Annotated in this window: 26 protein-coding genes and 1 pseudogene; 11 read left to right on the top strand and 16 right to left on the bottom strand. The window is 71.6% G+C overall.

Annotated features, from left to right (window positions below):
• Window positions 1-34: 34 nt before the first annotated feature.
• The 3 genes from A5655_RS00620 to A5655_RS00610 are packed head-to-tail and all read left to right on the top strand — an operon-like array spanning window position 35 to window position 3,884.
• Window positions 35-1,585 carry a cytochrome c biogenesis protein ResB gene (locus A5655_RS00620; protein WP_067004477.1) on the top strand — a complete coding sequence of 517 codons (1,551 nt, stop codon included), beginning with the start codon at window positions 35-37 and terminating at the stop codon, window positions 1,583-1,585.
• Complete coding sequence (gene ccsB, locus A5655_RS00615) at window positions 1,582-2,559, top strand: c-type cytochrome biogenesis protein CcsB (RefSeq protein WP_067004475.1); 978 nt, start codon at window positions 1,582-1,584, stop codon at window positions 2,557-2,559. Before A5655_RS00620 ends, ccsB begins: the two co-directional genes overlap by 4 nt.
• Window positions 2,560-2,603: 44 nt before the next feature.
• Window positions 2,604-3,884, top strand: coding sequence for a MinD/ParA family protein (locus A5655_RS00610; protein WP_067004602.1), 1,281 nt, complete (start codon window positions 2,604-2,606; stop codon window positions 3,882-3,884).
• A gap of 6 nt (window positions 3,885-3,890) precedes the next feature.
• Here A5655_RS00610 and A5655_RS27610 read toward each other — a convergent pair whose 3' ends face one another.
• Window positions 3,891-4,049, bottom strand: a complete 159-nt coding sequence (locus tag A5655_RS27610; protein WP_156764615.1) for a hypothetical protein — start codon at window positions 4,047-4,049, stop codon at window positions 3,891-3,893.
• 46 nt (window positions 4,050-4,095) lie between these two features.
• Here A5655_RS27610 and A5655_RS00605 point away from each other — a divergent pair, with 46 nt between their 5' ends.
• Entirely contained in the window at window positions 4,096-4,425 is a 330-nt protein-coding gene (locus A5655_RS00605; RefSeq protein ID WP_067004473.1) for a DUF4229 domain-containing protein, read from the top strand.
• A gap of 104 nt (window positions 4,426-4,529) precedes the next feature.
• Here A5655_RS00605 and A5655_RS00600 read toward each other — a convergent pair whose 3' ends face one another.
• Entirely contained in the window at window positions 4,530-5,402 is an 873-nt protein-coding gene (locus A5655_RS00600; RefSeq protein ID WP_067004599.1) for a 1,4-dihydroxy-2-naphthoate polyprenyltransferase, read from the bottom strand.
• A gap of 34 nt (window positions 5,403-5,436) precedes the next feature.
• Between A5655_RS00600 and A5655_RS00595 the strand changes: the two genes are divergently transcribed.
• Together A5655_RS00595 and A5655_RS00590 are read left to right on the top strand one after the other, a co-directional pair.
• The gene (locus tag A5655_RS00595; RefSeq protein WP_231999033.1) at window positions 5,437-6,213 is read left to right on the top strand and encodes an S-methyl-5'-thioadenosine phosphorylase; all 777 of its coding nucleotides are present in this window, start codon (window positions 5,437-5,439) and stop codon (window positions 6,211-6,213) included.
• Window positions 6,210-7,241, top strand: a complete 1,032-nt coding sequence (locus A5655_RS00590; RefSeq protein WP_067004469.1) for an NAD(P)-dependent oxidoreductase — start codon at window positions 6,210-6,212, stop codon at window positions 7,239-7,241. Before A5655_RS00595 ends, A5655_RS00590 begins: the two co-directional genes overlap by 4 nt.
• Here A5655_RS00590 and A5655_RS00585 read toward each other — a convergent pair.
• Complete coding sequence (locus A5655_RS00585) at window positions 7,238-8,887, bottom strand: hypothetical protein (protein WP_067004467.1); 1,650 nt, start codon at window positions 8,885-8,887, stop codon at window positions 7,238-7,240. The two genes, A5655_RS00590 and A5655_RS00585, sit on opposite strands and share 4 nt — an antisense overlap.
• A 293-nt stretch (window positions 8,888-9,180) precedes the next feature.
• Between A5655_RS00585 and A5655_RS28120 the strand changes: the two genes are divergently transcribed.
• From A5655_RS28120 to A5655_RS00570, 3 genes are read left to right on the top strand one after another with little or no spacing between them, the layout of a single operon-like run.
• Complete coding sequence (locus tag A5655_RS28120) at window positions 9,181-11,538, top strand: hypothetical protein (RefSeq protein WP_231999032.1); 2,358 nt, start codon at window positions 9,181-9,183, stop codon at window positions 11,536-11,538.
• 12 nt (window positions 11,539-11,550) lie between these two features.
• Entirely contained in the window at window positions 11,551-12,204 is a 654-nt protein-coding gene (locus A5655_RS00575) for a glycosyltransferase family 2 protein (protein WP_067004465.1), read from the top strand.
• Window positions 12,201-12,863 carry a DUF2064 domain-containing protein gene (locus A5655_RS00570; RefSeq protein WP_067004463.1) on the top strand — a complete coding sequence of 221 codons (663 nt, stop codon included), beginning with the start codon at window positions 12,201-12,203 and terminating at the stop codon, window positions 12,861-12,863. The genes A5655_RS00575 and A5655_RS00570 overlap by 4 nt, the downstream gene beginning before the upstream one ends.
• 90 nt (window positions 12,864-12,953) lie before the next feature.
• Here A5655_RS00570 and A5655_RS00565 read toward each other — a convergent pair whose 3' ends face one another.
• The 11 genes from A5655_RS00565 to A5655_RS00515 all read right to left on the bottom strand — a co-directional run bounded on the left by A5655_RS00565 (window position 12,954) and on the right by A5655_RS00515 (window position 21,695).
• Window positions 12,954-14,306: a hypothetical protein gene (locus A5655_RS00565; protein WP_067004460.1), complete on the bottom strand. Its 1,353-nt coding sequence runs from the start codon at window positions 14,304-14,306 to the stop codon at window positions 12,954-12,956.
• Between the two features lie 11 nt (window positions 14,307-14,317).
• Window positions 14,318-15,397, bottom strand: a complete 1,080-nt coding sequence (gene menE, locus A5655_RS00560) for an o-succinylbenzoate--CoA ligase (protein WP_231999035.1) — start codon at window positions 15,395-15,397, stop codon at window positions 14,318-14,320.
• A 68-nt stretch (window positions 15,398-15,465) separates the two neighbouring features.
• Entirely contained in the window at window positions 15,466-15,771 is a 306-nt protein-coding gene (locus A5655_RS00555) for a DUF3349 domain-containing protein (protein WP_067004458.1), read from the bottom strand.
• Window positions 15,772-15,817: 46 nt separating this feature from the next.
• On the bottom strand, window positions 15,818-16,117 hold the full coding sequence (locus tag A5655_RS00550) for a hypothetical protein (protein ID WP_067004456.1): 300 nt from the start codon (window positions 16,115-16,117) through the stop codon (window positions 15,818-15,820).
• Window positions 16,114-17,334, bottom strand: coding sequence for an inorganic phosphate transporter (locus tag A5655_RS00545; RefSeq protein ID WP_067004454.1), 1,221 nt, complete (start codon window positions 17,332-17,334; stop codon window positions 16,114-16,116). Before A5655_RS00545 ends, A5655_RS00550 begins: the two co-directional genes overlap by 4 nt.
• Window positions 17,335-17,447: 113 nt before the next feature.
• Window positions 17,448-17,837, bottom strand: coding sequence for a VOC family protein (locus A5655_RS00540; RefSeq protein WP_067004452.1), 390 nt, complete (start codon window positions 17,835-17,837; stop codon window positions 17,448-17,450).
• Window positions 17,838-17,855: 18 nt separating this feature from the next.
• On the bottom strand, window positions 17,856-18,746 hold the full coding sequence (locus tag A5655_RS00535; RefSeq protein WP_067004450.1) for an SDR family oxidoreductase: 891 nt from the start codon (window positions 18,744-18,746) through the stop codon (window positions 17,856-17,858).
• A gap of 31 nt (window positions 18,747-18,777) precedes the next feature.
• Window positions 18,778-19,680 carry a 1,4-dihydroxy-2-naphthoyl-CoA synthase gene (locus A5655_RS00530; protein WP_067004448.1) on the bottom strand — a complete coding sequence of 301 codons (903 nt, stop codon included), beginning with the start codon at window positions 19,678-19,680 and terminating at the stop codon, window positions 18,778-18,780.
• Window positions 19,677-20,372, bottom strand: coding sequence for a hypothetical protein (locus A5655_RS00525; RefSeq protein ID WP_067004446.1), 696 nt, complete (start codon window positions 20,370-20,372; stop codon window positions 19,677-19,679). The genes A5655_RS00530 and A5655_RS00525 overlap by 4 nt, the downstream gene beginning before the upstream one ends.
• Before the next feature lie 5 nt (window positions 20,373-20,377).
• Complete coding sequence (locus A5655_RS00520; protein WP_067004444.1) at window positions 20,378-20,833, bottom strand: nitroreductase family deazaflavin-dependent oxidoreductase; 456 nt, start codon at window positions 20,831-20,833, stop codon at window positions 20,378-20,380.
• 10 nt (window positions 20,834-20,843) lie between these two features.
• Window positions 20,844-21,695: an aldo/keto reductase gene (locus A5655_RS00515; RefSeq protein ID WP_067004442.1), complete on the bottom strand. Its 852-nt coding sequence runs from the start codon at window positions 21,693-21,695 to the stop codon at window positions 20,844-20,846.
• 82 nt (window positions 21,696-21,777) lie between these two features.
• Here A5655_RS00515 and A5655_RS00510 point away from each other — a divergent pair, with 82 nt between their 5' ends.
• A complete protein-coding gene (locus tag A5655_RS00510) occupies window positions 21,778-22,326 on the top strand; it encodes a TetR/AcrR family transcriptional regulator (protein ID WP_067004439.1) in 549 nt (182 codons plus the stop codon).
• A 69-nt stretch (window positions 22,327-22,395) separates the two neighbouring features.
• Here the strand turns inward: A5655_RS00510 and A5655_RS27605 are convergent, their stop codons facing one another.
• Window positions 22,396-22,944: a hypothetical protein gene (locus tag A5655_RS27605; protein ID WP_156764614.1), complete on the bottom strand. Its 549-nt coding sequence runs from the start codon at window positions 22,942-22,944 to the stop codon at window positions 22,396-22,398.
• 151 nt (window positions 22,945-23,095) lie between these two features.
• Window positions 23,096-23,872, bottom strand: coding sequence for an ATP-binding protein (locus A5655_RS28445; protein ID WP_067004437.1), 777 nt, complete (start codon window positions 23,870-23,872; stop codon window positions 23,096-23,098).
• Between the two features lie 331 nt (window positions 23,873-24,203).
• On the opposite strand from A5655_RS28445, the pseudogene A5655_RS00500 reads away from it, so the two are divergent.
• Window positions 24,204-25,367 (top strand): annotated as a pseudogene (locus A5655_RS00500) (PE family protein); the annotation flags it as partial.
• Window positions 25,368-25,417: the final 50 nt, after the last annotated feature.

Genomic DNA, 25,417 nt, shown 5'->3' with positions numbered 1-25,417 from the left:
TTGGACGCGCAACACCTGGCGCGCGCTGACCTCGATGGGCACCGCGCTGGTGCTGCTGTTCCTGCTCGCGCTGGGCGCGATACCCGGTGCGCTGCTGCCCCAGCGCAGCCTCAACGCCGGCAAGGTCGACGAGTACCTGGCCACCCACCGGGTGATCGGGCCCTGGCTGAACCGGATGCAGGCCTTCGACGTGTTCTCCAGCTTCTGGTTCACCGCCATCTACGTGCTGCTGTTCGTCTCCCTCGTCGGCTGCCTGACCCCCCGCATGATCGAGCACGCGCGCAGCCTGCGCGCCACCCCGGTGGCGGCCCCGCGCAACCTGGCCCGGCTGCCCAAGCACGCCGCCGCCGAGGTCGCCGGCGACCCGGCGGACCTCAACGCCCTGGCGAACACGATCGCCGGCCGGCTGCGGGGTTGGCGCACGGCCATCCGGCACGAGGGCGAGGTCGTCGAGGTCTCGGCGGAGAAGGGCTACCTGCGCGAGTTCGGCAACATCGTCTTTCACTTCTCGTTGCTGGGCCTGCTGGTCGCGGTGGCCGTCGGCAAGCTGTTCGGCTACGAGGGCAACGTCATCGTGATCGCCGACGGCGGCCCCGGCTTCTGCTCGGCCTCGCCGGCCGCGTTCGACTCGTTCCGCGCCGGCAACACCGTCGACGGCACGTCGCTGCACCCGATGTGCATCCGGGTCAACGACTTTGCCGCGCACTACCTGCCGTCGGGGCAGGCCACGTCGTTCGCCGCGGACATCGACTACCAGAACGGCCGCGACCTGGCGGCCAACAGTTGGCGGCACTACCTCCTGGAGGTCAACCACCCGCTGCGCGTCGGCGGCGACCGGGTGTACCTGCAGGGCCACGGCTACGCGCCCACCTTCACCGTGACATTCCCGGACGGGCGGACGCGCACGTCGACCGTGCAATGGCGGCCCGACAACCCGCAGACCCTGCTGAGCTCGGGGGTGGCCCGCATCGACCCGCCGGCCGGCAGCTATCCGAACGCGGCGGAGCGCCGCCAGCACGAGATCGCGATCCAGGGCCTGCTCGCGCCGACGGAGCAACTCGAGGGCACCCTGTTGTCGTCGCGCTTCCCCGCGCTCAACGCCCCCGCCGTGGCGGTCGACATCTACCGCGGCGACACCGGCCTGGACACCGGGCGGCCGCAGTCGTTGTTCACGCTGGATCCCCGGCTGATCGAGCAGGGCCGGCTGACCAAGGAGAAGCGGGTCAACCTGCGCGCCGGCCAGGAGGTCCGGCTGGATCAGGGCCCGGCCGCCGGCACCGTCGTCCGCTTCGACGGGGCCGTACCGTTCGTCAACCTGCAGGTCTCCCACGACCCCGGCCAGACCTGGGTGCTGGTCTTCGCGGTCACGATGATGGGCGGGCTGGTGGTGTCGTTGCTGGTGCGCCGCCGCAGGGTGTGGGTCAGGCTCAGCCCGGCGGCCGGTACGGTGAACGTCGAACTGGGCGGGCTGGCGCGCACCGACAACTCCGGGTGGGGCGACGAGTTCGAGCGGTTGACCGAGCGGTTATTGGACGGACTGGGCGAGCCCGCGTCCACAAGGAGTTCTCAGGTGGACGTCAAATGAACACCCTGCATGTCAACGTCACGCTGGCGCGCTACTCGGACTGGGCGTTCACCTCGGCGATAGTGGCGCTGGTCGTCGCGCTGCTGCTGCTGGCCGTGGAGCTGGCCTACGTCGGTGCCCGCCGCGCCGAGCGCCGCGACGCGGTACTGGCCGGCTCGGTCGCCGCCGACAGCGCCGTCCCGGGCATCGTGGAGGACGCCGACGCGCGGCCGTTCGACGAGCGCGTCGGGCGGGCCGGGCTGGCCGTGCTCTACCTCGGCATCGGGTTGCTGCTGGCCTGCATCGTGTTGCGCGGCCTGGCCACCGTGCGGGTGCCGTGGGGCAACATGTACGAGTTCATCAACCTGACGTGCTTCTGCGGCCTGGTCGCCGGCGCGGTCGTCTTGCGGCGCGCGCAGTATCGCCCGCTGTGGGTCTTCCTGCTGGTGCCGGTGCTGATCCTGCTGACGGTCTCGGGACGCTGGCTCTACACCAACGCCGCGCCCGTGATGCCCGCGCTGCAGTCCTACTGGCTGCCGATCCACGTGTCGGTGGTCAGCCTGGGCTCCGGGGTGTTCATGGTCGCGGGCATCGCCAGCATCTTGTTTTTGCTGCGCACGTCGCGGCTGGGTGACCCGGAGGCCGAGGGGGCGTTGGCCCGCATGGTTCGGCGGTTCCCCGACGCTCAGACCCTGGACCGCGTCGCCTACCGCACCACGATCTTCGCGTTCCCGGTGTTCGGTTTCGGCGTCATCTTCGGTGCTATCTGGGCGGAAGAGGCCTGGGGCAGGTATTGGGGCTGGGACCCCAAGGAGACGGTTTCGTTCGTCGCGTGGGTGGTATACGCCGCCTATCTGCACGCGCGGTCGACGGCGGGATGGCGGGACAGGAAGGCGGCCTGGATCAACGTCGCGGGTTTCGTGGCCATGATCTTCAATTTGTTCTTCGTTAACCTGGTGACCGTGGGCCTGCACTCGTATGCGGGCGTGGGATGACAGTCAGCAACCGACCCGAGTAACACACAGCAGGGGGAGTGCACGTGTCCGACCATCCGACCACCGGCGTGGGTGCGCCCGAGCCGCCGACCACACAGACGCCCCCCGAGCCCCCGCCGGGGGGACCGGGCGACGAGGCACCCACCCGCGCTTTCGCCGGGTTCCGCACCGAGCGGCGGGTCCCCGGACCCGAGCGGCGGCAGGCGGCGGCCCCCACCGCGCCGGGTCCGGCGCCCGCCGGGATGCCGCCCTGGGACCCGACACCGGTGACGGGGATCCCGCGCGTCGACCCGACCGCGTTCGGGGCCTATTACAACGGGCCCGTCGAAGCGCCTCCCGCCGAGGCCCAAGCGCCGCCGTACCGGCCGGAGCACCTGCCGCACACGCCCTATCCCGAGCTGTCCACCGGGATGCTGCTGCGCCCGATCAAACCGCCGCCATCCGAGGGTTGGCGCCGGTTGGTCTACGACCTGTCCGGGCACCTGATCAACCTGGGCGAGAGCCGGCGGGCCCAGCGTCACAACAACCTGGTGGCGCAGGTCAACCGCCCCCTGCGGGGTTGCTACCGGATCGCGCTGCTGTCGCTGAAGGGCGGCGTGGGCAAGACCACGATCACCGCGACGCTGGGGTCGACGTTCGCGACCATCCGCGGCGACCGGGTGGTGGCCGTCGACGCCAACCCCGACCGCGGCACCCTGAGCCAGAAGATCCCGTTGGAGACCGCGGCGACGGTGCGCCAGCTGCTGCACGACGCGGGAGCCGTCGAGCGCTACAGCGATGTGCGCCGGTACACCTCGAAGGGCCCGAGCGGGCTGGAGGTGCTGGCGTCGGAAACCGACCCGGCCATCTCCGACGCGTTCGGCGCCGAGGACTACAGCCGCGTCCTGGAGATCCTGGAGCGGTTCTACGGCCTGGTGCTCACCGACTGCGGCCCCGGGCTGCTGCACTCGGTGATGTCGTCGGTGTTGGAGAAGGCCGACGTGCTGTTGGTCGTCGCGTCGGGATCCATCGACGGCGCGCGCAGCGCCTCGGCGACGCTGGATTGGCTGGACGCGCACGGGCACGAGGAGCTGGTCCGCAATTCCATCGCGGTCATCAACGCGGTGCGCCCGCGCACCGGCAAGGTCGACATGAACAAGGTGGTCGACCACTTCTCGCGCCGCTGCCGCGCGGTGCGGCTGATCCCGTTCGACCCGCACCTCGAAGAGGGCGCCGAGATCGACCTGGACCGGCTGCGGCGCGGGACCCGCGAAGCGCTCACCGAGCTGGCGGCCGTCGTCGCCGACGGGTTCCCCGGCGACCAGCGCAACCCGGGTCTGGTTTAGGAGGGATTAGCGGGGGTTATCCCCGTGGCCTAACCGCCGCAAGAAGTCGGGATCGTCGTCCGGTCCGATGACGCGGGTCTTCGGCCGGTGGGCCTGCGACCGCGCCGCGCGCCAGCCGACGTAGATCAGCGTTCCCAGGATCAGAACGAGTAGCAGGTAGAGCACTCAACACCTCCTCCGAGCGAATATACGCGGGCCGTAGGCTCGGGGTGTGTCAGAAGGGCCGAGCGACAGCAGCACTGAAGAGCGCCCGCGCAGTCGGGTGGTCGTCGACGTTTTGCTGTACACGGCGGCGCGCCTGGCGCTGGTCGCCGCGCTGAGCGGCGCCATCTACGGGCTCGCGCGATTGCTGGGGATCGCCCAGTTCCCCGTCGTGGTGGCGGTGTTGTTCGCTCTGATCATCGCGATGCCGCTGGGCATCTGGCTGTTCGCCCCGCTGCGCCGCCGCGCCACCGCCTCGCTCGCGATAGCCGGCGAGCGCCGGCGCCGCGAACGCGAACAGCTGCAGGCCCGGCTGCGCGGCGAGGAGCCCGACGCGTAGCTTCTGCCCGCGCGTGTGCGTCCAGGGCGTTGCGTGTGCATCCACGGCGAAAAAAATCGCCCGGATCCCGCCGCCAGCTCACACTCAAAACCCTCAGCGCACACTCAGTGCGCGAGGGCCAGCGCCGTCGCCACCGCGATCGCCCACACCACCATCGCCAGCCCGGTGTCCCGCAACACCGGAATCAGCTCGCGCCCTGCGCGGCCCGAGCGCACCGGGGCGAGCGCGCGTAGCGCCAACGGCGTCGCGACCAATCCCACGGCGCACCACGGCGTGGCCGCCATCAGCACCAGCGTCGCGACCCCGGCTGTCGCCAGCAGCGCCTGGTAGAGGACCCGGGTGCGGGCATCGCCCAGCCGCACCGCCAGGGTGATCTTGCCGGACTGCGCGTCGGTGGGGATGTCGCGCAGGTTGTTGGCCACCAGCACCGACGACGACAGCGCCCCGACCGACACCGCCAGCACCGCCCCGACCCAGTCCACCCGCAACGCCTGGGTGTACTGCGTGCCCAGGACGGCGACCAGGCCGAAGAACACGAACACCGCGACCTCGCCGAAACCCGCGTAGCCGTAAGGCTTTGAGCCGCCCGTATACAGCCACGCCCCGGCGATGCAAGCCGCGCCGACCGCGATCAGCCACGGCGCGCTCAGCAGCGCCAGCGCCAGCCCGGCGACCGCGCCTACCGCCAGGCTCGTCACCGCCGCGGTCAGCACCGAGCGCGGGGCGGCCAGCCGCGAGCCCACCAACCGGACCGGGCCGGCGCGCTCGTCGTCGGTGCCGCGGATGCCGTCGGAGTAGTCGTTGGCGTAGTTGACGCCGACGATCAGCGCCAGCGCCACAGCCAGCGCCAGCAGCGCCTTCCACCACACCGCGGATCCCAGCCATGCCGCGGCGCCCGTGCCCGCCACCACCGGCGCCACCGCGTTGGGCAGCGTCCGGGGCCGGGCACCCGAGACCCACTGCGCGAGACTGGCCACCAGGTCATCCTGCCTCATGCACCACAATGGGCGGATGCTCGGAGTCATCGGCGGCAGCGGCTTCTACACGTTCTTCGAGTCCGAGACCCGCAACATCGACGTCGACACCCCGTACGGGCCGCCCAGCGCCCCCGTCACGGTGGGCGCCGTCGGCGACCACGAGGTCGCCTTCCTGCCCCGGCACGGTGCGACCCACCAGTTTTCGGCGCACACCGTGCCGTACCGGGCCAACATGTGGGCGCTGCGCAAGCTCGGCGTGCGGCGGGTCTTCGGCCCCTGCGCCGTCGGCAGCCTGAACCCCGACAACGGCCCCGGCGCGGTGGTGGTGCCCGACCAGCTGGTGGATCGCACGACCGGCCGCCCCGACACCTACTTCGACTCCGGCGCCGTCCACGTCGACTTCGCCGACCCCTACTGCCCGACGCTGCGGGCCGCGGCCACGGGCCTGCCCGACGTCGTCGACGGCGGCACCATGGTGGTGATCCAGGGGCCCCGGTTTTCCACCCGGGCGGAGAGCCGCTGGTTCGCCTCGGCCGGGTTCAGCCTGGTCAACATGACCGGCTATCCGGAGGCCGTGCTGGCGCGCGAACTCGAAATATGTTACGCAGCAATAGCTTTGGTGACCGACCTGGACGCCGGCATCGCGGCCGGCGAGGGGGTGAAGGCCGTCGACGTGTTCGCCCAATTCGAAAAGAACATGGGGCTTTTCAAGGGGCTGGTGCGCGCGGCGATCCACCGGGTCGCCGTCGAGCGCAGCTGCACCCACTGCCAGCCGCACACCGGCGTGACCCTGCCGGTGGAGCTGCCATGAGGGTGCTCTTGACCGGTGCGGCCGGCTTCATCGGCTCGCGGGTGGACGCGGCGCTGCGGGCGGCGGGCCACGAAGTGATCGGCGTCGACGCGCTGCTGCCCGCCGCGCACGGCCCGAATCCGTTGCTGCCGCAGGGATGCCGACGCGTCGACGTCCGCGACGGCGACGCACTAGCCCCGCTGCTGGACGGCGTGGACCTGGTGTGTCATCAGGCCGCGATGGTGGGCGCCGGCGTCGACGCGGCCGACGCGCCCGCCTACGGCGCCCACAACGACTTCGCCACCACCGTGTTGCTGGCGGGGATGTTCGCCGCCGGCGTGCGCCGGCTGGTGCTGGCCTCGTCGATGGTGGTCTACGGGCAGGGTCACTACGCCTGCCCCGAGCACGGCCTCGTCGACCCCCCGCCGCGCCGCCGCGCCGACCTCGACGCCGGGATCTTCGAAAACCGTTGTCCAGCATGTGGACTCGACGTAGCGTGGCAGCTGGTCGGCGAGGACGCCGCGCTGCGGCCGCGCAGCCTGTACGCGGCCAGCAAGACCGCGCAGGAGCATTACGCGCTGGCGTGGTCGGAGGCGACAGGTGGTTCGGTGGTGGCGCTGCGCTACCACAACGTCTACGGCCCCGGGATGCCGCGCGACACCCCGTACTCCGGGGTGGCGGCGATCTTCCGCTCGTCCCTGGAAAAGGGCGAGCCGCCAAGGGTTTACGAGGACGGCGGGCAGATGCGCGATTTCGTCCACGTCGACGACGTCGCCGCCGCCAACGTGGCCGCCGCCGAGGCCGACCGTGATGGCTTCACCGCCGTCAACGTCTGCTCCGGGCGGCCCATCTCGATCCTGGACGTCGCGACCGCGCTGTGCGAGGCGCGGGACGGTTCGGTCTGCCCGGTGGTCACGGGGCAGTACCGCAGCGGCGACGTGCGGCACATCGTCGCCGACCCGGCCCGGGCCGCCGAGGTGCTGGGTTTCCGCGCGGCCGTCGACCCGCGCGAGGGCTTGCGCGAATTCGCCTTCGCGCCTTTGCGTTAACTCTGCGGCGGCCGGAAGATCCGGGGCTTCTGGACGGGGATCTGCCGGGTGGCCGAGTCGTCACCCCGGAAGATCCGCGGCGAACCGGCCAGCTGCGGCGTGGCGCCGCCGGCCGGGATGCGCGTCGTCGCCGCGGCCGACGGCGGGGCCCCGTGGCCGACCGGGATGCGCGTCGTCGGCGCGCCGGGCCCCGGGTGGGTGCCGGCCGGGCCGCCGCGGGTGTGGGCGGGACGGCGCCGCTGCCGTCGCGCGCGTCGCGCGCCGAGTTGACCGGTGACGATGGCCGCCGCGAGGATGCACAGGGCCAGCACGCACAGCGCGACGTCGAAGGTGCTGGTGATCTGCTGGGCGAGGTTGTTGCCGTACACCGGGTTCGGGGCGGGGGCGTTGGGCGCCTCCTCGAACCGCGGCGCCAGCGCGACGCCGACGACGACGCGGGAAATGCCCAGTGTCGCAACGAGTCCGCACAGCGACGAGATCAGTTTGGGGGAGACGGCGTCGTTGCCCAGGTTGATGCGCAGCCAGATCGCGAGCACCGCGGTCGCCAGGTCGAAGGCGGCCAGCACCATGCTGTCGTAGCGCGAGAACGGGTAGTTCAGGCTCACGGCGACGACCAGGTCGGTGATGCGCATGAGCATCGACCCCAGGCACCAAACGATGATGAGCAGCAACCCATTTCGGGCCGCCGCGCGCCAGGCGTTCTGCTCCGTCACCGATGCGTCACGGCGGGCCGACAGCGCCGCCGGCGCGAAAATGGCCGCGGCCGCCGCCCACGCCAGGTAACCCTCGAAGCCCACCCCCGCCGTCGACGTGTTCTGCGCGATGCCGTGGAACGCGTCGATGTCGCGGCCGGCCGGCAGGAGCCACACCAGGATCCCGGCGACCAGCGTCGAGACCCCCAGCGCCACGGTCGCCAGCCGGGAGGCCCGAGTGCTGCGCAACAGCCACCTCGACCCGACCAGGACCGCGACCAGCGCCACCACGCCGTACACCAGCGCCGTCGCGATGACCGCGATGTTCTGCTTGCCGAAGCCGGACGAGCCGCCCGCGTCGTGCAGCGCGTATTTCAGCCGCCAGAACAGGTTGAAGCAAAAGCTCAGCGCCGCCCCCACCATCGACCCGTAGCCGATGGCCCGCACGGCCCTGTTGTCGGCCTCCGCCGGGCCCGCGGTCACCGGCCGCGCGCTCAGCAGCGCGCCGGCGATTCCCAGCCACGCCCCCGGCCCGACACCGCCGGGCACGTTCACGCTGCCACCGAACCGGGCGGTCTCGAACACGTCGAACGCGACGAAGCCGACGACCAGCAGCGCGTAGGGGGCGTTGAGCGCCAGCCGGAGGCGCCCGGCCAGCGCGGGATTGAACCGTGGGCTCGCCGACCTCCAGGAACCGGCCAGCGCGATCGACGCGAGGGACAGCAGCGTCACGACGAACAGCACCGCCAACAGCGGCTTGTTGCTGCCGTCGATCCCCATGCCGAAATACAGGTTCCACGGCAACAGCAGCGCCACGACGAGCATGGCGGCCGCGGTCAAGTCGACCGCGACGTTCGAACGCCGGCTCGGCCCCGCGCCCGTCGGCGTCGGCGGCGCCTGCTGCGTCCGCCCGCGTATCGGGCCGGTAGGGGCGTCGTCGCTGCTCTGGCTCACGGTTCCCCCCGGGTGTCGAGGACGGCTTCTGGCGGCGCAACTTTGGTTGCGGAGCGGGGGAACCCCCTGCCGCATCGACCGCGTTGCTTACTTGGAAACATAATCTCCGTTCGGGCGACGCGGCAGTGGTGAGAACGTGTGCGTTTCCGTGGTGAGCGCCACGCGGTTACGCTGCGCTCACAGGCGAACACCGAAAACCTCGTCGCCCAAATGACTGTTACCGCCGACGGTATCGCAGTGTAATGATGCCGGGACATGCTGGCTGTGGGGTAGCCGGCCGAAGGAGAGTCGGGATGGACGTCGTGCTGGGGGTCGCGGTCACTGGTCCCCGTGCCCGGTTGGCGCTCGTCGGTTCGGGCGCCGGGGGCGCCGACCTGATCGACGAGTCCGTCGTTGACCTTGCCGATCGCCCGATCGAGAAACTGACCGAGACGGTCGTCGGGACGAATCGGTTGCTGGCCGAGGAGAACCACCGGCTGCTCGCGACGCGGCTGTGCTGGTCGGATCGGCAATGGGCCGAGCGGTTGCGGCGGGCCTTGGAGGATTCGGGCGTCCAGAACGTCGCGGTGCTGTCGGAATCGGAGGCGCTGTCCGGGGTGGGCGCGCAGCCGCAGCCCGACGACGACCCCACCGTCGCGCTGGCCCGCGGCGCGGCCATGGCGGCCGGGATCGGCGGCGACGCGACGGCGATGGCGCCCGCGGTCGGGTCGGCCGGCGACGCGACGGCGATGGCCCCCGCGGTCGGCTCGGCCGGGGACGCGACGGCGATGGCGCCCGCGGTCGGCGGGATGCCCCCGGCCGGCCAGGTGGGATCCGACCTGGCGTACTCGATGGCCGGCGAATCCGACCTGCTCCCGATGGAATGGCTGACCGAGGACGACGACGACGCCAAAACCGGGCCGGTGGGCCTCACCTCGCGGCGGCTGGGGGCGATGGACGCGGTGCTCGGCATCGCGGTCGCCGGGTCGGTCGCCCGGTTGGCGCTCGTCGGGCCCGTCGGGGGCGGCTACGCGGCGATCAAGCACCTGGTGGTCGAGCTGTCCGTCGAGCCGTTCGAAACGTTGATTCAGACGGTGGCCGGCGCGCAGCAGGCGCTGGCCGCCGAGGGCCGCCATCTGGTCGCCACCCGGCTGTATTCGCCGGATCCCGGACAGGCGGAAGCGTTTCGCCAGGCGTTGGCCGGCTCCGGGATTGCCGACGTCGGTGTGGTTTCGCAGGCCGACGCGGTGACGGCGCTGCTGCGGACGGTCTTCCGCGGCGCCGCGCTGCCCGGTGCGGTCGCGCTCGTGGTCACCGCCGAGGCCGCGACGTTGATCGCGCTGGGCGCCGCCGGTGTGGCGGACGTCCTGGCCAGCGTCGCCCTGCAGGGCGTGGACGCCGCCGCCGCGGCGGCGGACATGCTGCTGGACTGGCTGCGGTCCGCGCCGTTCGCGGTGAGCGCCGCGTACGTGCTGGGCAACCTGGAAGAGCTGACGAGCCTCGCCGAACGGATCCGCGCTCGCTCGCCGCTGCAGGTGGAGGTGCTCGAGCGGCCCGACTTCGCGTTCGCGCGCGGAGCGGCGCTGGCGGCGGGTTTGGCGCCCACGACGCCCCAGCCCCCGGTCACCGCGGGCGCGGCGACGTCGATGGCCCCGGCGCTCGGGGTGCTCGGGGACGCGACGGCGATGGCCCCGGCGACCGCGGCCGCCGGCGAGGCGACCGGGATCGCCCCGACCTCCGAGCTGGCGGGTTCGGGCGGGGAGGAACCGCAGCTGGCGTACTCGCAGGCAGAGGACGCCGATCCGTTCGCCGGCGAGGCCGGCGAGGACGGCTACTTCCCCGACGACCCCGAAGACCCGGCCCTGACCAGCCGGATGCCGCTGAGCAGGCGGTCGTTGGTGCTCGGCAACGCCGTGATCGCCTTCGCCGTGGTCGGATTCGCGACGCTGGCCGCCGCGGTCGCCATCGCCGTTCGGCCGACCGCGAGCGCGCAGCCGGTGATCGGGCACCAGAACGCCGCCCCGGGCAAGTTCATGCCGCTGTTGCCGACGCAGCAGCAGGCGCCGGTGCCACCGCCGCCGCCCGATGTGCCCAACGCGGGGTTCCAGGGCGGCGTCATCCCGGACTCCAATGGCTTCATTCCGCCGCAACTGGCGTCGCCCGGCGGTTCCGCCCCGGTTGCCCCGGCGCCCGTTCCCGCTTTCGTGCCCAACCCCGATCCGGGCATGCCGCTGCCCGTTCCGGTCATCGTTCCGTACCCGGGCTGGCGCCCCCCGTACTACCCGTACCCGAACGGGCCGACGACCACGACGCCGACGACGACCACCACCACGGTGACGACGACCACGACGACGACGGATACGCCGTCGACGACCACGACGACACCCACGACGACGACGACCGTGCCGACGACGACAACGACCCAGCCGACGACCACGACGCAGCCGCCGTCGACCACCACCGAGCCGACGACGACGCAGGCCCCGAAGGTGACGACCACCGTCCCGACGACGACCGTCGCCCCGAAGCCGACGACGGTCGCGCCGACCACCGTCGCGCCGAAGCCGGTGCAGCCGCAGCCCACGCAGACGGTGGCCCCGAAGCCCGTGACCCCGCAGCAGCCGGTGACCCCGAAGCCGCAAGTGCCGCCGCCGGCCACCACCCATCACTGATCGCGGCCCCGCATGCCCGACGACTCGGTGACGGTGGTGCTGCCCTGCCTCAACGAGGAGGAGTCGCTGCCGGCGGTGCTGGCGGCCATCCCCGCGGGCTACCGGGCGCTGGTGGTCGACAACAACAGCACCGACGAAACCGCCGCGGTGGCAACCCGTCACGGCGCCCGGGTGGTCGCCGAGCGACGGCCCGGCTACGGGTCGGCGGTGCACGCCGGCGTGGTGGCCGCGACCACTCCGATCGTCGCGGTGATCGACGCCGACGGCTCGATGGACCCTGGCGACCTGCCCCGGCTGGTCGCCGCGCTCGACGGCGCCGACCTGGTGACCGGCCGGCGCCGGCCGGTGCCCGGGCTGCACTGGCCCTGGGTCGCGCGGGTGGGCACCGTGGTGATGAGCTGGCGGCTGCGCACCCGCCACGGCCTGCCGGTGCACGACATCGCGCCGATGCGCGTCGCCCGGCGCGAGGCGCTGCTCAACCTCGGCGTCGCCGACCGGCGCTCCGGCTACCCGCTGGAGCTGCTCGTCCGGGCCGCCGCGGCCGGCTGGCGCGTGGTCGAGCTGGACGTCAGCTACGGCCCCCGCACCGGCGGCAAGTCGAAGGTCAGCGGCTCGCTGCGGGGCAGCATCACCGCCATCCTGGACTTCTGGAAGGTCATCTCGTGAGCGTCCTGCCGGTGACCGTCCTGGTGGTCGCCAAGGCGCCGGAGCCGGGCCGGGCCAAGACGCGCCTGGCGGCGACCGTCGGTGACGGCGTGGCCGCCGACATCGCCGCCGCCGCGCTGCTGGACACGCTGGACGCCGTGGCCGCCGCGCCGGTGGCGGCGCGGGTGGTGGCGCTGACCGGCGATCTCGGCGCGGCCGCCCGCGCCGCCGAGATCCGGCGGCGACTCGAGTCCTTCACGGTGATCACCCAGCGCGGTGACGATTTCGCCGACCGGCTCGCCAACGCGCACGCCGACTCCGGGGACGGTTATCCGGTCCTGCAGATCGGGATGGACACCCCGCAGGTCAGCGCCGAGCTGTTGACCGACTGCGCGCGCCGCCTGGTGGGTTCCCCCGCCATCCTCGGGCTGGCCCACGACGGCGGCTGGTGGGTGCTCGGCGTCCGCACGCCGAGCATGGCCGAATGCCTGCGCGGCGTGCCGATGTCCCGGCCCGACACCGGGGAGTTGACGTTGAAAGCGTTGCGCGACAACGGCATCGACGTGGCGCCCGTGCAGCGTCTGGCCGACATCGATGTCGTCGACGACGTCGCGGCGGTCCGCGACGCGTGCGCGGCCGACAGTCGCTTCGCGCGGGTCACCCGCGCGGCCGGGCTGTGAGCGCGCGCATCTCCGGGTGAATCCTGGCACAAGTTTGTCGGCGTGTCGGCGCCCACGTTTCACACTGAAAAGCCGTCACCGCACACTCGATCACCAGTTGGTGACGATGAGGATGTTCACCAGCAGGGCGCCAATGGCGTTGATCGCCAACCACACCCGGTGTGAGCGCACCGGCATCAGAGCGGGCGCCGTGGTGAGCCAGATCGTGAACGGCAGCCAGATCCGTTCGACCTCGGCCTTGCTGAGCATGGAGAGGTCCGCGCAGGCGATGGCGGCCAGCATCGCCAGCAGTATCAGGTGAAAGCCGGAGCGGCGGCGGATGGCGGACCGGTCGAACACCCGCGTGATGCCGGCCACGCTGCCCAATCCGATCGCGCAGACGACGCAGGCCAGGTTGGCCCACCACCAGTACTGAAACGGTCGGTCCTTGGCGATGCCCTGCCAATAGCGTTGCTGCACAAGGGTATAGCCGTCGAACCAGTAGAACCCCGCGACGGCGAACGCGATCGCCACCGCCAGCGCGGCCAGCGCCGCCGGGCCGAGGGCGCGCAGCACCGCGCGCCAGTCGGCCGCCGAGACCAGCACCGCCAACGCCGGCAGCCCCAGCAACATGAGGCCGTAGCTCAGGAAGACGCTCCACCCCAGCAGCAGGCCGGCGCCGGCGGCGACCAGCGCGGGGAACCGGACGGGGCGGTGCACCGCCACGGCCAGCAGCGCCAGGCCCCACGCCGCGACCCCGGCGAAATACCCGTCGGCCGAGACCGCGACCCAGATCGCGGTCGGGGCGACCGCGACGAACGGCGCCGCCATTCGCGCGGTCCGCTCGTCGGCCAGCGCGCGCACCGCGATTACGACGGCCGCCGCCGCGCTGGAGCCGGCCAGCAGGCACAGCAGCCCGGCCCAGGCGCCGCCGTGCAACCCGATCCGGTCCAGCCACACGAACGTCAGGAGCGCGCCCGGCGGGTGCCCCGACACGTGGGTGACCCACGAGTTCGGTTGGTAGTCGACGATCCGGCTGGCGAACGTGCGCACCGCCGCCGGGATGTCGGTGATGGCGGGCACCTGCGACAGGTATTCGTCCCGGGTGGTCAGCCGCCCGGCGAAGCCGCGTTGCCAACCGTCGATCATCGCCAGGGCGAACGCCCACGCGCCCGCGGTGGCCCAGGTGCCCAGCGTCAGCGCCCGCCACGAAAGCCGTTGCGCCACATGGGGACCCCACACCACGGCGGCCACCGCGAGCAGGATGGCCGGTCCGGTTCCCCAGCCGGCGTGGATTTCCCACGCCCCGAAGATGGGCGTGGCCCCGGTGTGCGTGCCGAACCGCTCCTGGCCGACGTCCAGCCGCGGCCGGACGCCCAGGTGCAGGCGCGGCAGCACGAACGCCGCCGCCACCAGCACGACCCCGACCGCGACGCCCAGTGACTCCCGGCGCGCGACCCTCACGGTCGCCCAGCCTATTGGTCCGTGCCGGCGAACCGGCGCACCAGCGCGGCCCGGTCGACCTTGCCGATGCCGCGGCGCGGCAGCGCGTCCACCACGTGCAGCTCGCGGGGGGCGGCGGTGGCAGCCAGGGTGCGGGTCACGTGGGCGCGCAGCGCCTCGAGCGTCGGTGCCTCGCACCCCGAGCGCACCACGATCGCCGCGACCACCCGCTGCCCCAGCCGGTCGTCGGCCAGACCGAACACCGCGCAGTCGCCGACGGCGGGGTGGGAACACAGCGCGGCCTCGACCGGCTGCGGCAGCACGGTCAGCCCGCCGGTGCTGATCGCGTCGTCGGCGCGGCCGAGCACGGTCAGCACACCGGCCTCGTCGATCGCGCCCACGTCGTCGGTGTGAAACCAGCCCGGCTCGGCGAACGGGTCGGGGTCGACCTGATTGCGATACCCCTTGGCCAGCGTCGCGCCGCCGATCGCGATGCGCCCGCCGGGCGCCACCCGCAGCGCCACCCCGTCCAGCGGCACGCCGTCGTAGACGCAGCCGCCCGCGGTCTCGCTCATCCCGTAGGTGCGCACCACCGCGATGCCCGCGGCCGCCGCGGCGTCCAGGACCGGCCGCGGCGCCGGCCCGCCGCCGAGCAGCACCGCGTCCAGTTCGGCCAGCGCGGCCGCGGCCGCCGGGTCGGCGAGCGCCTTGGCCAGCTGGGCGGCGACCAGCGACGCGTACCGCCGGCCGGGTCCCAATCGCCCTACGGCGGAGGGCAATTCGGTGACGTCGAATCCGGCGGAGACGTCCAGCTCGACGGGTGCGGAGCCGGCGAGCACGCTGCGGACCAGCACCTGTAGGCCGGCGATGTGGTACGGCGGCAGGGCCAGCAACCAGGCGCCGGGCCCGCCGAGGCGGGCGTGGGTGGCCGTCGCGCTGGCGGCCGGGGCGGCGGCGGTCAGCAGCGCGCCCTTGGGCGCGCCGGTGGTGCCTGACGTCGTCACCACCAGGGCCACGTCGTCGTCGATGGGCTCACCGACCCGCAGCCCACCGGACGCCCGGTCGTCGCCGGCCGGCACCGCGACCAGCGCGGAATCGCGGCCGTCCAGCACCCGCTCCAGGGCGGGCATCAACACCGGGGCGGCGGAGCCCGGCGCAACGCCGAGCGCGCGCAGCAGGGCTATGCGGGGTCCTCCGCGGCGCCGCGGGGTTCGTCGAACGGCCAGCCGTGGGCGGCCAACCGCGCCCGCACCCGCTCCACGTCGTCTTCCGACGGCAACTCGTCGGTGAGCTTGCTGATCGCCACGCCGATGTCGATGTCGTCGAATTCGCCGCGCTCCATCAGCTCGCAGGCCACGGCGAGGACCTCGTCGTTGCTCAACCGTCGGGTCAGCAGCGCGAGGACGGCGAAGGTGTCGGTCGGCGGGACGCCCTCCGGGTATCCCGCGCGCAACCACGAAACAATCGAGCTGAGGAATCCGTTCACTTTGCTCTCACTCCGCGCGGGGGATCGGCTGGTGGACGATTCAATCCTACTTAGGCTTGGCTCCAAGGAACGCCTGACCCGTCTGGTGCGCGATGAAGTCGCGCGAGATGTAGAGCAGCGCGAAGAGGATCACCGCCACCACCACCGCGTAGATCACCCAGGCGATCGCCAGCAGCGCCGGGTTCTTCTGCGGCGGGCTGCCGTCGGGGCTGACCTGCCCGCCCCCGACGGCGTGGAACCGCAGCCCGAGGGCGAACATCCCGGGCAGTGCGGCACCGGCCAGCATGCTGAAGACCAAGATCCTCAGGGAGGCCTGGTAGTTGAACCAGTCGCTGAAGTGGCTCATGAGGGGTTCCCTGCGCTAACGGTGTCGTCGTCGGACCCGACCCTGGGTCCGCTGTCCGAAGGCGGATGTTCGTCCGAGCCTTCCAGGCCCGCGGTGAGGCTGCCTTCCCATTCGGCGTTGACGTTCTTGTGGTCGACCTTGACCCGCCGCGACCGGATGTAGATGAGGGTGGAGACCGCGACCAGCAGCCCGAAGCCGATGATGGCGCCGGGGTAGCCGCCGATCAGGTGCACGGTCCAGTAGGTGATCGCGCCGACCAGGCCGGCCAACGGGAGCGTGATCAGCCACGCGGTGACCATCCGGCCGGCCACGCCCCAGCGCACCTCGCCGCCGGGTTTGCCCAGCCCGCTGCCCATCACCGAACCGGTGCAGACCTGCGTCGTCGACAGCGCGTAGCCGAAGTGGGTGGACAGCAGAATGACTGCGGCCGAGGATGATTCGGCCGCCATGCCTTGCGGCGACTTGATCTCGACGAGGCCCTTGCCGAGGGTGCGGATGATCCGCCAGCCGCCCAGGTAGGTGCCGGCCGCCATCGCCAGGGCGCAACAGAGGATCACCCAGAACGGCGGCGACGACTCGGTCTTGCTGACCGCGCCGTAGGACATCAGGGCCAGGAAGATGATGCCCATCGTCTTCTGCGCGTCGCCGGTGCCGTGCGCCAGGGAGACCAGCGAGGCCGAGCCCCACTGGCCGTACCGGAAGCCGGCCTCGGTGCGGTTGGTCGGAACGCCGCGGGTGATCCGGTAGACCAGCCAGGTCGCGATCGCCCCGACCACGATGGCCAGGACCGCGGCGACGACGGCCGGGATCAGCACCTTGGACACCAGGCCCTTCCAGATCACCCCGTGCGAGCCGACCGCCGCGAGCGTGGCGCCGACGATGCCGCCGATCAACGCGTGCGAGGAGCTGGACGGGATGCCGAGGAGCCAGGTGAGCAGGTTCCAGACGATGCCGCCGACCAGGCCGGCAAACACCAGTTCCAGCGTCACGATGTGCCCGTCGATCAGGCCCTTGGCGATCGTGGCAGCGACCGCGGTGGACATGAACGCGCCCACCAGGTTCAGCACCGCCGACAGCGCGACAGCGGCCTTGGGCGCGAGCGCGCCGCTGGCAATGGACGTTGCCATCGCGTTGCCGGTGTCGTGGAAGCCGTTGGTGAAATCGAAAGCGAGTGCCGTGATTACGACAATGATGAGGAGGAACAAATCGATGTTCACAGCGCCTGATTCTCGTAGTAGGGGGCTTAAATTGTCGAATGGAGCGGTGGCCGAAACGCAGGTGTACCTCGACTTGCCGTCAGATGTTAGCCGTTAGTTAACCGGGCGTTCCCTCAATCACCGCGGGTGTCGCGGCGCAGTGGATGGTCCCCCGGAACCTCGACAAAAATCAGCGTGATGCCATCCGGGTCGGTCACGTGCATCTCGTGCAGGCCCCACGGCTCGCGGCGCGCCTCGCGGGCGATCGGGACCCCGCGGGCCTCTAGTTCGGCCTGGGTCGCGGCGACGTCGCGGACCTGCAGCCACAGCGCGCCCGGGAAGGGCCCGCGGGAGTGGTCCGGGGAGCCGAAACCGGCCAGCTCCAGCAAAGACTGTCCGGCGAAAAAAACAGTTCCCGCGCCGTAGTCGCGGGCTATCGCCAGCCCGATCTCGTCGCGGTAGAAGGTCAGCGACCGCTGATAGTCCGCCGGCCGGAGCAGCATCCGGCTGGCCAGGATCTCCATAGCCTCGTGTCTATCACGTCACGCTTCGTGGTTCGGCTGGATGGACTGCCGCTGCATGAGCGTGTTGACCCAGCGCGGGCCGAAGGTGTCGAGCGCCTTGGCGGCGATGGCCATGCGCGGCGCGATGCGCACCGGGCGGGTGCGGGCCGCGGTGACCATCCATTCGGCGGCCTCCTGGGACGTCAGCGCGGGCATCCCGTCGTAGGCCTTCGTCGGCGCGATCATCGGCGTGGCCACCAGCGGGTAGTACAGCGTCGTGGAATGCACGCCCTTTCGGCCCCATTCGGTTTCGACGACCCGGCTGACCGTCGACAGCGCGGCCTTGGAGGCGTTGTAGACCGAAAACAGCGGCGAGGCCTCCGACAGGACGCCCCACGTCGAGACGTTGATGATGTGGCCGTCACCGCGCTCGAGCATCGCGGGCGCGAACCCGCGAATCAGCCGCAGCGGCGCGTAGTAGTTCAGCACCATGGTCCGCTCCACATCGTGCCAGCGTTCCAGCGAATCGGCCAGGGGCCGGCGGATGGAGCGGCCGGCGTTGTTGATCAGGATGTCAACGCCGCCGAGGCGCTTTTCGACGTCGGCCACCAGGGCGTCGACGGCGTCCATGTCCGAGACGTCGCAGGGGATCGGTACGGCGCTGCCGCCGGCCTTCGCGATGCGGTCCGCCAGCGCCTCGAGCAGGTCCCCGCGGCGGGCGACCACGACCACGGTCGCGCCGGCGTGGGCCAGCTGTTCGGCCCCGGCCTCGCCGATGCCCGACGACGCCCCGGTCAGCAGGATCCGCTTGCCGTCGAGGTCGACCGGCTTGATCGCGGGCCGGTTGAGAAGTATCTGCGGCGAAGCGGGCGGTCGCATGGTCGCCAGCACCAGCTGGTCTCGGAACCTGCCTAGGGGACTCTTGCTCACGTGGGGAGTCTAGGCGGGTGCCCCGGGCGACTCAGAAGTAGCGCGGGAACGCGCTCCAGTCCGGCGGCCTCTTCTCCAGGAACGCGTCGCGGCCCTCCACGGCCTCGTCGGTCATGTAGGCCAGCCGGGTGGCCTCGCCGGCGAAGAGCTGCTGGCCCACCAGCCCGTCGTCGAGCAGGTTGAACGCGAACTTCAGCATGCGTTGCGCCTGAGGGGATTTCGCGTTGATCTCGGCCGCCCACTGCACGCCCACCTTCTCCAGGTCGGCGTGGTCCACGACCTCGTTGACCGCGCCCATGCGGTGCATCTGCTCGGCGGTGTAGGGCCGGCCCAGGAAGAAGACCTCGCGGGCGAACTTCTGGCCCACCTGACGCGCCAGATACGCGCTGCCGTAACCGCCGTCGAAGCTGCCCACGTCGGCGTCGGTCTGCTTGAAGCGCGCGTGTTCGCGGCTGGCCAGGGTGAGGTCGCAGACCACGTGCAGGCTGTGCCCGCCGCCGGCGGCCCACCCGTTGACCAGGCAGATGACCACCTTGGGCATGAACCGGATGAGCCGCTGCACCTCGAGGATGTGCAGCCGGCCGGCGCGGGCGGCGTCGACGGTGTCGGCGGTCTCCCCGCTCGCGTATTGGTAGCCCGACCGGCCGCGGATGCGCTGATCGCCGCCGGAGCAGAACGCCCAGCCACCGTCCTTGGGCGAGGGGCCGTTGCCGGTCAGCAGCACCACGCCCACGTCGGGGGACATCCGGGCGTGATCCAGCGCGGTGTACAGCTCGTCGACGGTGTGCGGCCGGAACGCGTTGCGCACCTCGGGGCGGTTGAACGCCACCCGCACCGTCGGGTCGGTGACGTGGCGGTGGTAGGTGATGTCGGTCAGGTCGCCGAACCCGTCGACGGGTCGCCAGGCCTGCGTGTCAAATGGGTTGTCACTCAAGGCTGTTGAACTCCGTCCTTGCTGATGGTGAGGTCGCCGCAGCTGATCGTCTGCGCCGAGACCACCGCGGGGTCCTGCGCGGAAGTGGCCGTCACGGTATCGGACGCTCCGATGGTAGCCAGCGTGCCGTTGAGAATGATCTCGGTGCGGCGCACCGTCCACTGGCCGTCCTGGTTGGCGGCCCGCAGCCCGACCAGGTGCCGGCCCGCCGAGGGTGGACCCAGGTCGCTGCAGCCGATCCCGGTGCCGTTGTCGCGCAGATTTTGCAGGTCGAACAGGAACGGCGCGCCCTGGTTGTCGGCGGCGGCCTGCAGCCGGCAGTCGGCGAAAACGTACAGGCGCGCGCTGCGCCCGTCGCTGACGATGATCTGGTGCTGCCCGTCCTGCTGTGCGTCGATCGCCAAGGCGCTCAACGGGATTGGGCTCGCCGAGGTGATCTGTACGCCGGAGTTCGCGCCGCTGGCCGTCGTGACGCCGGCGATTCGGTCGGTGCGGCCGCTGCCGTCGCGAAACTGCCCGAGCCACAACGTGTCCGGCTGGCCGTCCCAGTCGAGATCGGTGACCTTGCGCTGGGATGCGCCGGCCGGGGGAGGCGCGCCGCCGGGGGCGCAGCCGGTCGCCGCGAGGGAACGGCCCGGGGGCACGCTCAACGCGGCCACGAGCAGCGTCACCACCAGCAGCAGACGGCGCATCGTGCCTACGCCGGGTCCAGCCGGAACACCGCGCACCGGCCGGCCAGGGCCTCGAATTCCTCGGGGCGACCGTCGGTGACCAGCCCCGCCCGCTTCATGAAGCCGACGCCGGTGGGGACCTCGGTCGGGAAGGCCCGCAGGATCGGCCGCGCGTCGTCGGGCGCCAGCTCCACCATCCGCACCGTTTGGACGCGGCGGCCGCGGGCCACCGTCGCCCGCCCGGCGGCGCGCGCGTTGGCCACCCAATCGGCACCGGGAAACCCGGCGACGACGAACTCTTTCCCGTCGACCGTCATCGGGGTCACCGGCGTCGACCGGTCCCGCCCGGACTTGCGCCCTTTGACCGTCAGCACCACGGGGCTCTCCCCGCCGAAACTCATTCCCAGCCGCGACATCTGGATGAAGACCTTGTTGGCCGGCTTCAGCCACCACGGCGGCCGGACCGATTTGGCACTTCCCACGGCAGCGACGTTACCCGCCGGCGTGCGCCTCGAGCCGCGCGAGTGCGTCGGCGCCCAGCTTCACGTCGCCGGCGCCGAGGTTCTCATCGAGGTGCGCCACCGACCGCGTGCCGGGAATCAGCAAGGTGTTCGCCGCGTGCGCCAACAACCACGCCAGTCCGACTTGGGCTGGCGTGCAGCCGATTTCGCCGGCGACCTCGACCACCACCGCGTCGTCGGTCACCTTCGCCGAACCGGGGAACGCCGATCCCAGCGGGAAGTACGGCACCCACGCGATGCCCTCGGCGGCGCACAGCTCGAGCGTCTCCTCCTGGGAGCGGTCCAGCAGGCTGTAGGCGTTCTGCACGCAGGCGATGCCCGCGGGCAGCGCCCGGCGTACCACGTCGAACGGCACGCTGCTGATGCCGATCGCGCCGATCTTGCCCTCGTCGCGCAGCGCGATCATCTCGGCGAGCTGGTCATCGAGGTCGACGTCCTGGTCACCCTCGACGGCCGCGGAAGGCCCAAGGTCCATGCGGCGCAGGTTGACCACCGGAACGCGATCCAGGCCGAGCTGACGCAGGTCGTCCTCGACCGCGGCGCGCAGCTCCGCGGGCCTTTGCGCGGCGCCCAGTGGTATCGGCCGCTCGCCGGTGTAGCGCGCGCCGACCTTGCTGACGATGACGAGGTCCTCGGGATAGGGCGCGAGCGCGGCGCGGATCCGGCGGTTCACCTCGCCCGGGCCGTAGAACGACGCGGTGTCGATGTGGTTCACGCCGAGTTCGACGGCGCGGCGCAGCACCGCGGTCGCGTCCTCCGGCGCGGCCTCGAACAGTTGCATCGCGCCGTAGCCGATGCGGGCAACGGTGGGAAAGGTCGTCATGGTGCTCCCGTCTGACACACTGGAGAAATGCGGAGGACCCTCCGCTTGCGCCGAGCCTAGCAGAAACGGAGGAACCTCCGCTTTGGCCCAGCCGAGCCGGTCCGACGCGCGACGCAACCGCGAGAAGCTACTGGCGGTGGCGACGGCGGCGTTCGCCGCCGCGGAGGGGCGGCCGGTGTCCCTCGAGTCGATCGCGCGCGACGCGGGCGTCGGGATCGGCACGCTCTACCGCCATTTCCCGACCCGGGAGGCCCTCGTCGAGGCCATCTACCGCGCCGAGCTCGCTGAGGTGGCCGCGGCGGCCGACGAGCTGCTCGGGCGGCATCCGGCCAGCACGGCGCTGCGACGCTGGATGGACCGCTACGCCAGCTTCGTGGCCGCCAAGCGTGGGATGGCCGAGTCGTTGCAGGCGATCTTCGCCTCCGGCGCCATGGAGCCCAGCCGGACCCGCGACAGCATCGTCGGTGCCGTCGACACGCTGCTGCGGGCCGGCGCCGGCGACGGGACGCTGCGCGCCGACGTGCGGGCCGAGGACGTGGTGTCCAGCTTGCTCGGCATCTTCCTGGTCACCGGTTCGCCGGAGCAGACGGGCCGCATGCTGGACCTCTTGGTCGCAGGCGTGTCTCGCTAATCGGGGTCGGCGTAGCTACAGAACCCATCAGGTTGTTTTGGCCTGCAGACCGAGCTTTTGTTCGACGGGTCAAAGAGGAAAAAGATGACCGGCCACAATACCGGCGATCATCAGTGAGACGATCGCAGCCGGAACGGCGATCACGACAATCCACAAAAAAATTCTCTGAAACCGTATTTGGGTTGGCCCCGGCGTCGGCGCCGCGTAGGGGGGTTCAAGCCAAACCTTTTGCGGGTTGGCCGAATCCACCGTCACCGCGACAGTTCCGCCGGGGCGCACTCCGGCGTCGGCCTGCTCGGGTCCAATGGGTTCTTTTATCTCTGCTGGATACGGTTCGCTGCCCGGTATGTGCACTCTCAAGAGGATGCGGGCGACGGGGCGGTCCCGTTGGACGGTCTCGGTGAAGTTGACCGATACGACATCTGCGTGTGCCGACTTAGGCGGCGCTTCCTCCGCCGGGTCGCCAGAGGATGACGGGATCCGCCTCCGGAGGACGACGAAAGCAATGACAAGGGACCCGAGAACAATTGCGCACGGGATTGGGAAGAAATAGAGCAGGTCGAAAACGGCACGACCGCAACTCCTGCACCCCTGCTGTGCGGGGTATGCCACGTACACGCGATCTACCTCCTCGCCTATGTACTGCCTCGGATGAGCGAGAGTGGTTCATTCCGGTGCTGTTCGTCGGTCCGATGAAGAACGATGAAAGAATGAAGCGAATCTGTCTTCGCCAACGGCGTGTCGTCGGCAGCGCCATGATTAGCTGGCGCTAGCCGCCGCCGTTGCCGCCGGCGCCGCCGGTGGCGTTGCCGGGAGTCAACACCACGGGAGCGCCGAGGCCGCCACCTCCGCCGATCCCGGCAGCGCCGCCGGTGCCGCTTATCAGGTCGGGGACACCGCCGGGGTTGCCCCCGGTGCCGCCGTCGCCGCCACCCAGGTATAAATTCCCGCTCGATCCGGCGTCGACCTGGGCACCGCCCCCGTCGCCGCCGGTGCCGCCGAAACCGGGGATTCCGCCGCCACCGCCGCCACCGCCGCCACCGCCGGCGGTGACCGCGTTGGTCGCCCCGTTACCGCCGGCGAAGGCACCGCCGCCGCCTTGACCGCCGTCGAGGACGCCGCCACCGTTGCCCCCGCTGCCTCCGGTGATTCCGGTCCCGGTGGCACCGTCGGCCCAATGGGCGTCTTCGATCACCCAGACCCAGGTGCGCCCGTCGCGCAGGACCGCCAGCAGCCGCCGGTAGAGCACGCCGGTGTCACCAGATTGAATCGCCGCGTCCAGCGCGCCGGCCGCGGCGGGGCCCACCCCGGCCAACGCGTCGATCAGCGGCCCCAACGGGCGCGGCGCGACCAGCGGATCACACCAGCCCCGCAGCACCCGCATCGAGGAATCCAGTTTGGCCGCAAAGTGATCCAGCACCGCGGTCTTTCCGACCCCGGCCTCCCCCCGCACCAAAACCAGCCGCCCCGCACCGCCGCGGGCAACCTGCCGCGCCACATTGCCGAGCTCGGCGAGCACCGCCGAGCGCTCCAGCAACCCCTCCACCGACGCCGCCTCGTTCTGAGAAGACCCCAACCGTGTGTACCGGTTGCCAGAAAGATGGGCCCAATTACCCATCAACCGCGCCTCCCCGCCGGCGCACACTACACACACGCGCCCCGGGCGGGCCGCCGCGGCCACAGCAACCGCACATCCGGAATGATGCGGCTCTCACTGTATCCGCGACACCGCCCGGACGCGTCCCATTCCGCCAACCGACGACCCTGCCGCCGACCAGGAGCCGACACATCAGAAAAGAGCGGCCCGACCGGCCAACGATGTACCGATCGCGGCCGCACTCCCAACCATCACCGCTAGTAGTTCGAAGGATCCGCACGTGTCGTTCGTTTTCGCAGTGCCCGAGTATGTAGGGGCGGCAGCAACCGAGCTGGCCAGCATCGGTTCGAGCATCAGCTCCGCTAACGCCGCGGCCGCGGGCCCAACCACACGCCTGCTCGCCGCCGCCGAAGACGAGGTATCGGCGGCGGTGGCGTCGCTGTTCGCCGGGCAGGGACAGGCCTTTCAGCAGCTCAGCGCTCAGGCCGCGGCGTTCCATGCCCAGTTCGTGCAGGCCCTGAGCGGGGCCGGGGGTGCCTATGCGGCTACCGAGGCGGCCAATACCTCGCCGCTCGAGACCGCGTGGCAAGAGGTGCGCGGGGTTATCAACGCGCCCACCGAGCTGTTGTTGGGCACCCCGTTGATCGGAAAGGGCGTCAACGGCGCGCCGGGCACCGGGGCGCCCGGTGGGACGGGCGGGTTGCTGTTCGGTCCCGGCGGTGACGGCGGATCGGGCGCGCCCGGGCAGCCCGGCGGCCGGGGCGGCAACGCCTGGCTCTTCGGCAACGGTGGCCGGGGCGGTGCCGGTGGGACCGGCGTCACCGGCACCACGGGCTCGGCGGCGAGCCACGCCGATGGCGGCACCGGCGGCACCGGCGGGGCCGGCGGGGCGGGCGGCAACGGTGGGCTGATCATGGGCAGCGGCGGCGCCGGCGGTGTCGGCGGGCTCGGCGGCCTGGGCGGTGCGGGCGGTGCCGGCGCCTCCGGTGTGCTCGCCGGAAGCGGCACGAACGGCGGTCAAGGCGGCAACGGCGGCACGGGTGGGGCCGGGGGCCAATCGGAGGGACTGGCGGGCTTCTTCGGCGGCCATGCGGGCGCCAACGCTGATGGCGGCGCGGGCGGCGACGGCGGCCAGGGCGGCCAGGGCGGTTCTCCGCTGCTTGCCGGCTCCGGCGGTAACGGCGGCAACGGCGGCAATGCCGGCCTGGGTGGCAGCGCGGGCGGCGCCGGCGCGGTCGCGGGCGTCGACGGCAATGGTGGCAATGGTGGCCACGGCGGCAACGGCGGCCTTTTCGCCGCCAGCGGCGACGTGGGTGGCAACGGCGGCAACGGCGGCAGCGGCGGCAACAGCGTCGGCGGCAACGGCGGCAACGGCGGGGACGGCGGCAACGGCGGCGGTGGTGTGATCACCAACATCACGAAAGGCACCCTGGCGGGTGGTGATGTCGCGGGCGTTGCTGCGCTGACCGCGGGCACCCCATAAGATCGGCAGTT

The organism is Mycobacterium sp. 1081908.1 (assembly GCF_001673535.1).
Taxonomy (GTDB): Bacteria; Actinomycetota; Actinomycetes; order Mycobacteriales; family Mycobacteriaceae; genus Mycobacterium.
This window is presented reverse-complemented; position numbering and strand designations above follow the sequence as displayed.

Excerpts from the sequence above, each read along its gene's own strand:
- A5655_RS00620 (WP_067004477.1), top strand. The coding sequence starts at position 35 with ATGGGCACCGCGCTGGTGCTGCTGTTCCTGCTCGCGCTGGGCGCGATA.
- ccsB (WP_067004475.1), top strand. The coding sequence starts at position 1,582 with ATGAACACCCTGCATGTCAACGTCACGCTGGCGCGCTACTCGGACTGG.
- A5655_RS00595 (WP_231999033.1), top strand. The coding sequence starts at position 5,437 with ATGCTCGGAGTCATCGGCGGCAGCGGCTTCTACACGTTCTTCGAGTCC.
- A5655_RS00590 (WP_067004469.1), top strand. The coding sequence starts at position 6,210 with ATGAGGGTGCTCTTGACCGGTGCGGCCGGCTTCATCGGCTCGCGGGTG.
- A5655_RS28120 (WP_231999032.1), top strand. The coding sequence starts at position 9,181 with ATGGACGTCGTGCTGGGGGTCGCGGTCACTGGTCCCCGTGCCCGGTTG.
- A5655_RS00575 (WP_067004465.1), top strand. The coding sequence starts at position 11,551 with ATGCCCGACGACTCGGTGACGGTGGTGCTGCCCTGCCTCAACGAGGAG.
- A5655_RS00550 (WP_067004456.1), bottom strand. The coding sequence starts at position 16,117 with ATGAGCCACTTCAGCGACTGGTTCAACTACCAGGCCTCCCTGAGGATC.
- A5655_RS00540 (WP_067004452.1), bottom strand. The coding sequence starts at position 17,837 with ATGGAGATCCTGGCCAGCCGGATGCTGCTCCGGCCGGCGGACTATCAG.
- A5655_RS00525 (WP_067004446.1), bottom strand. The coding sequence starts at position 20,372 with ATGCGCCGTCTGCTGCTGGTGGTGACGCTGCTCGTGGCCGCGTTGAGC.
- A5655_RS00515 (WP_067004442.1), bottom strand. The coding sequence starts at position 21,695 with ATGACGACCTTTCCCACCGTTGCCCGCATCGGCTACGGCGCGATGCAA.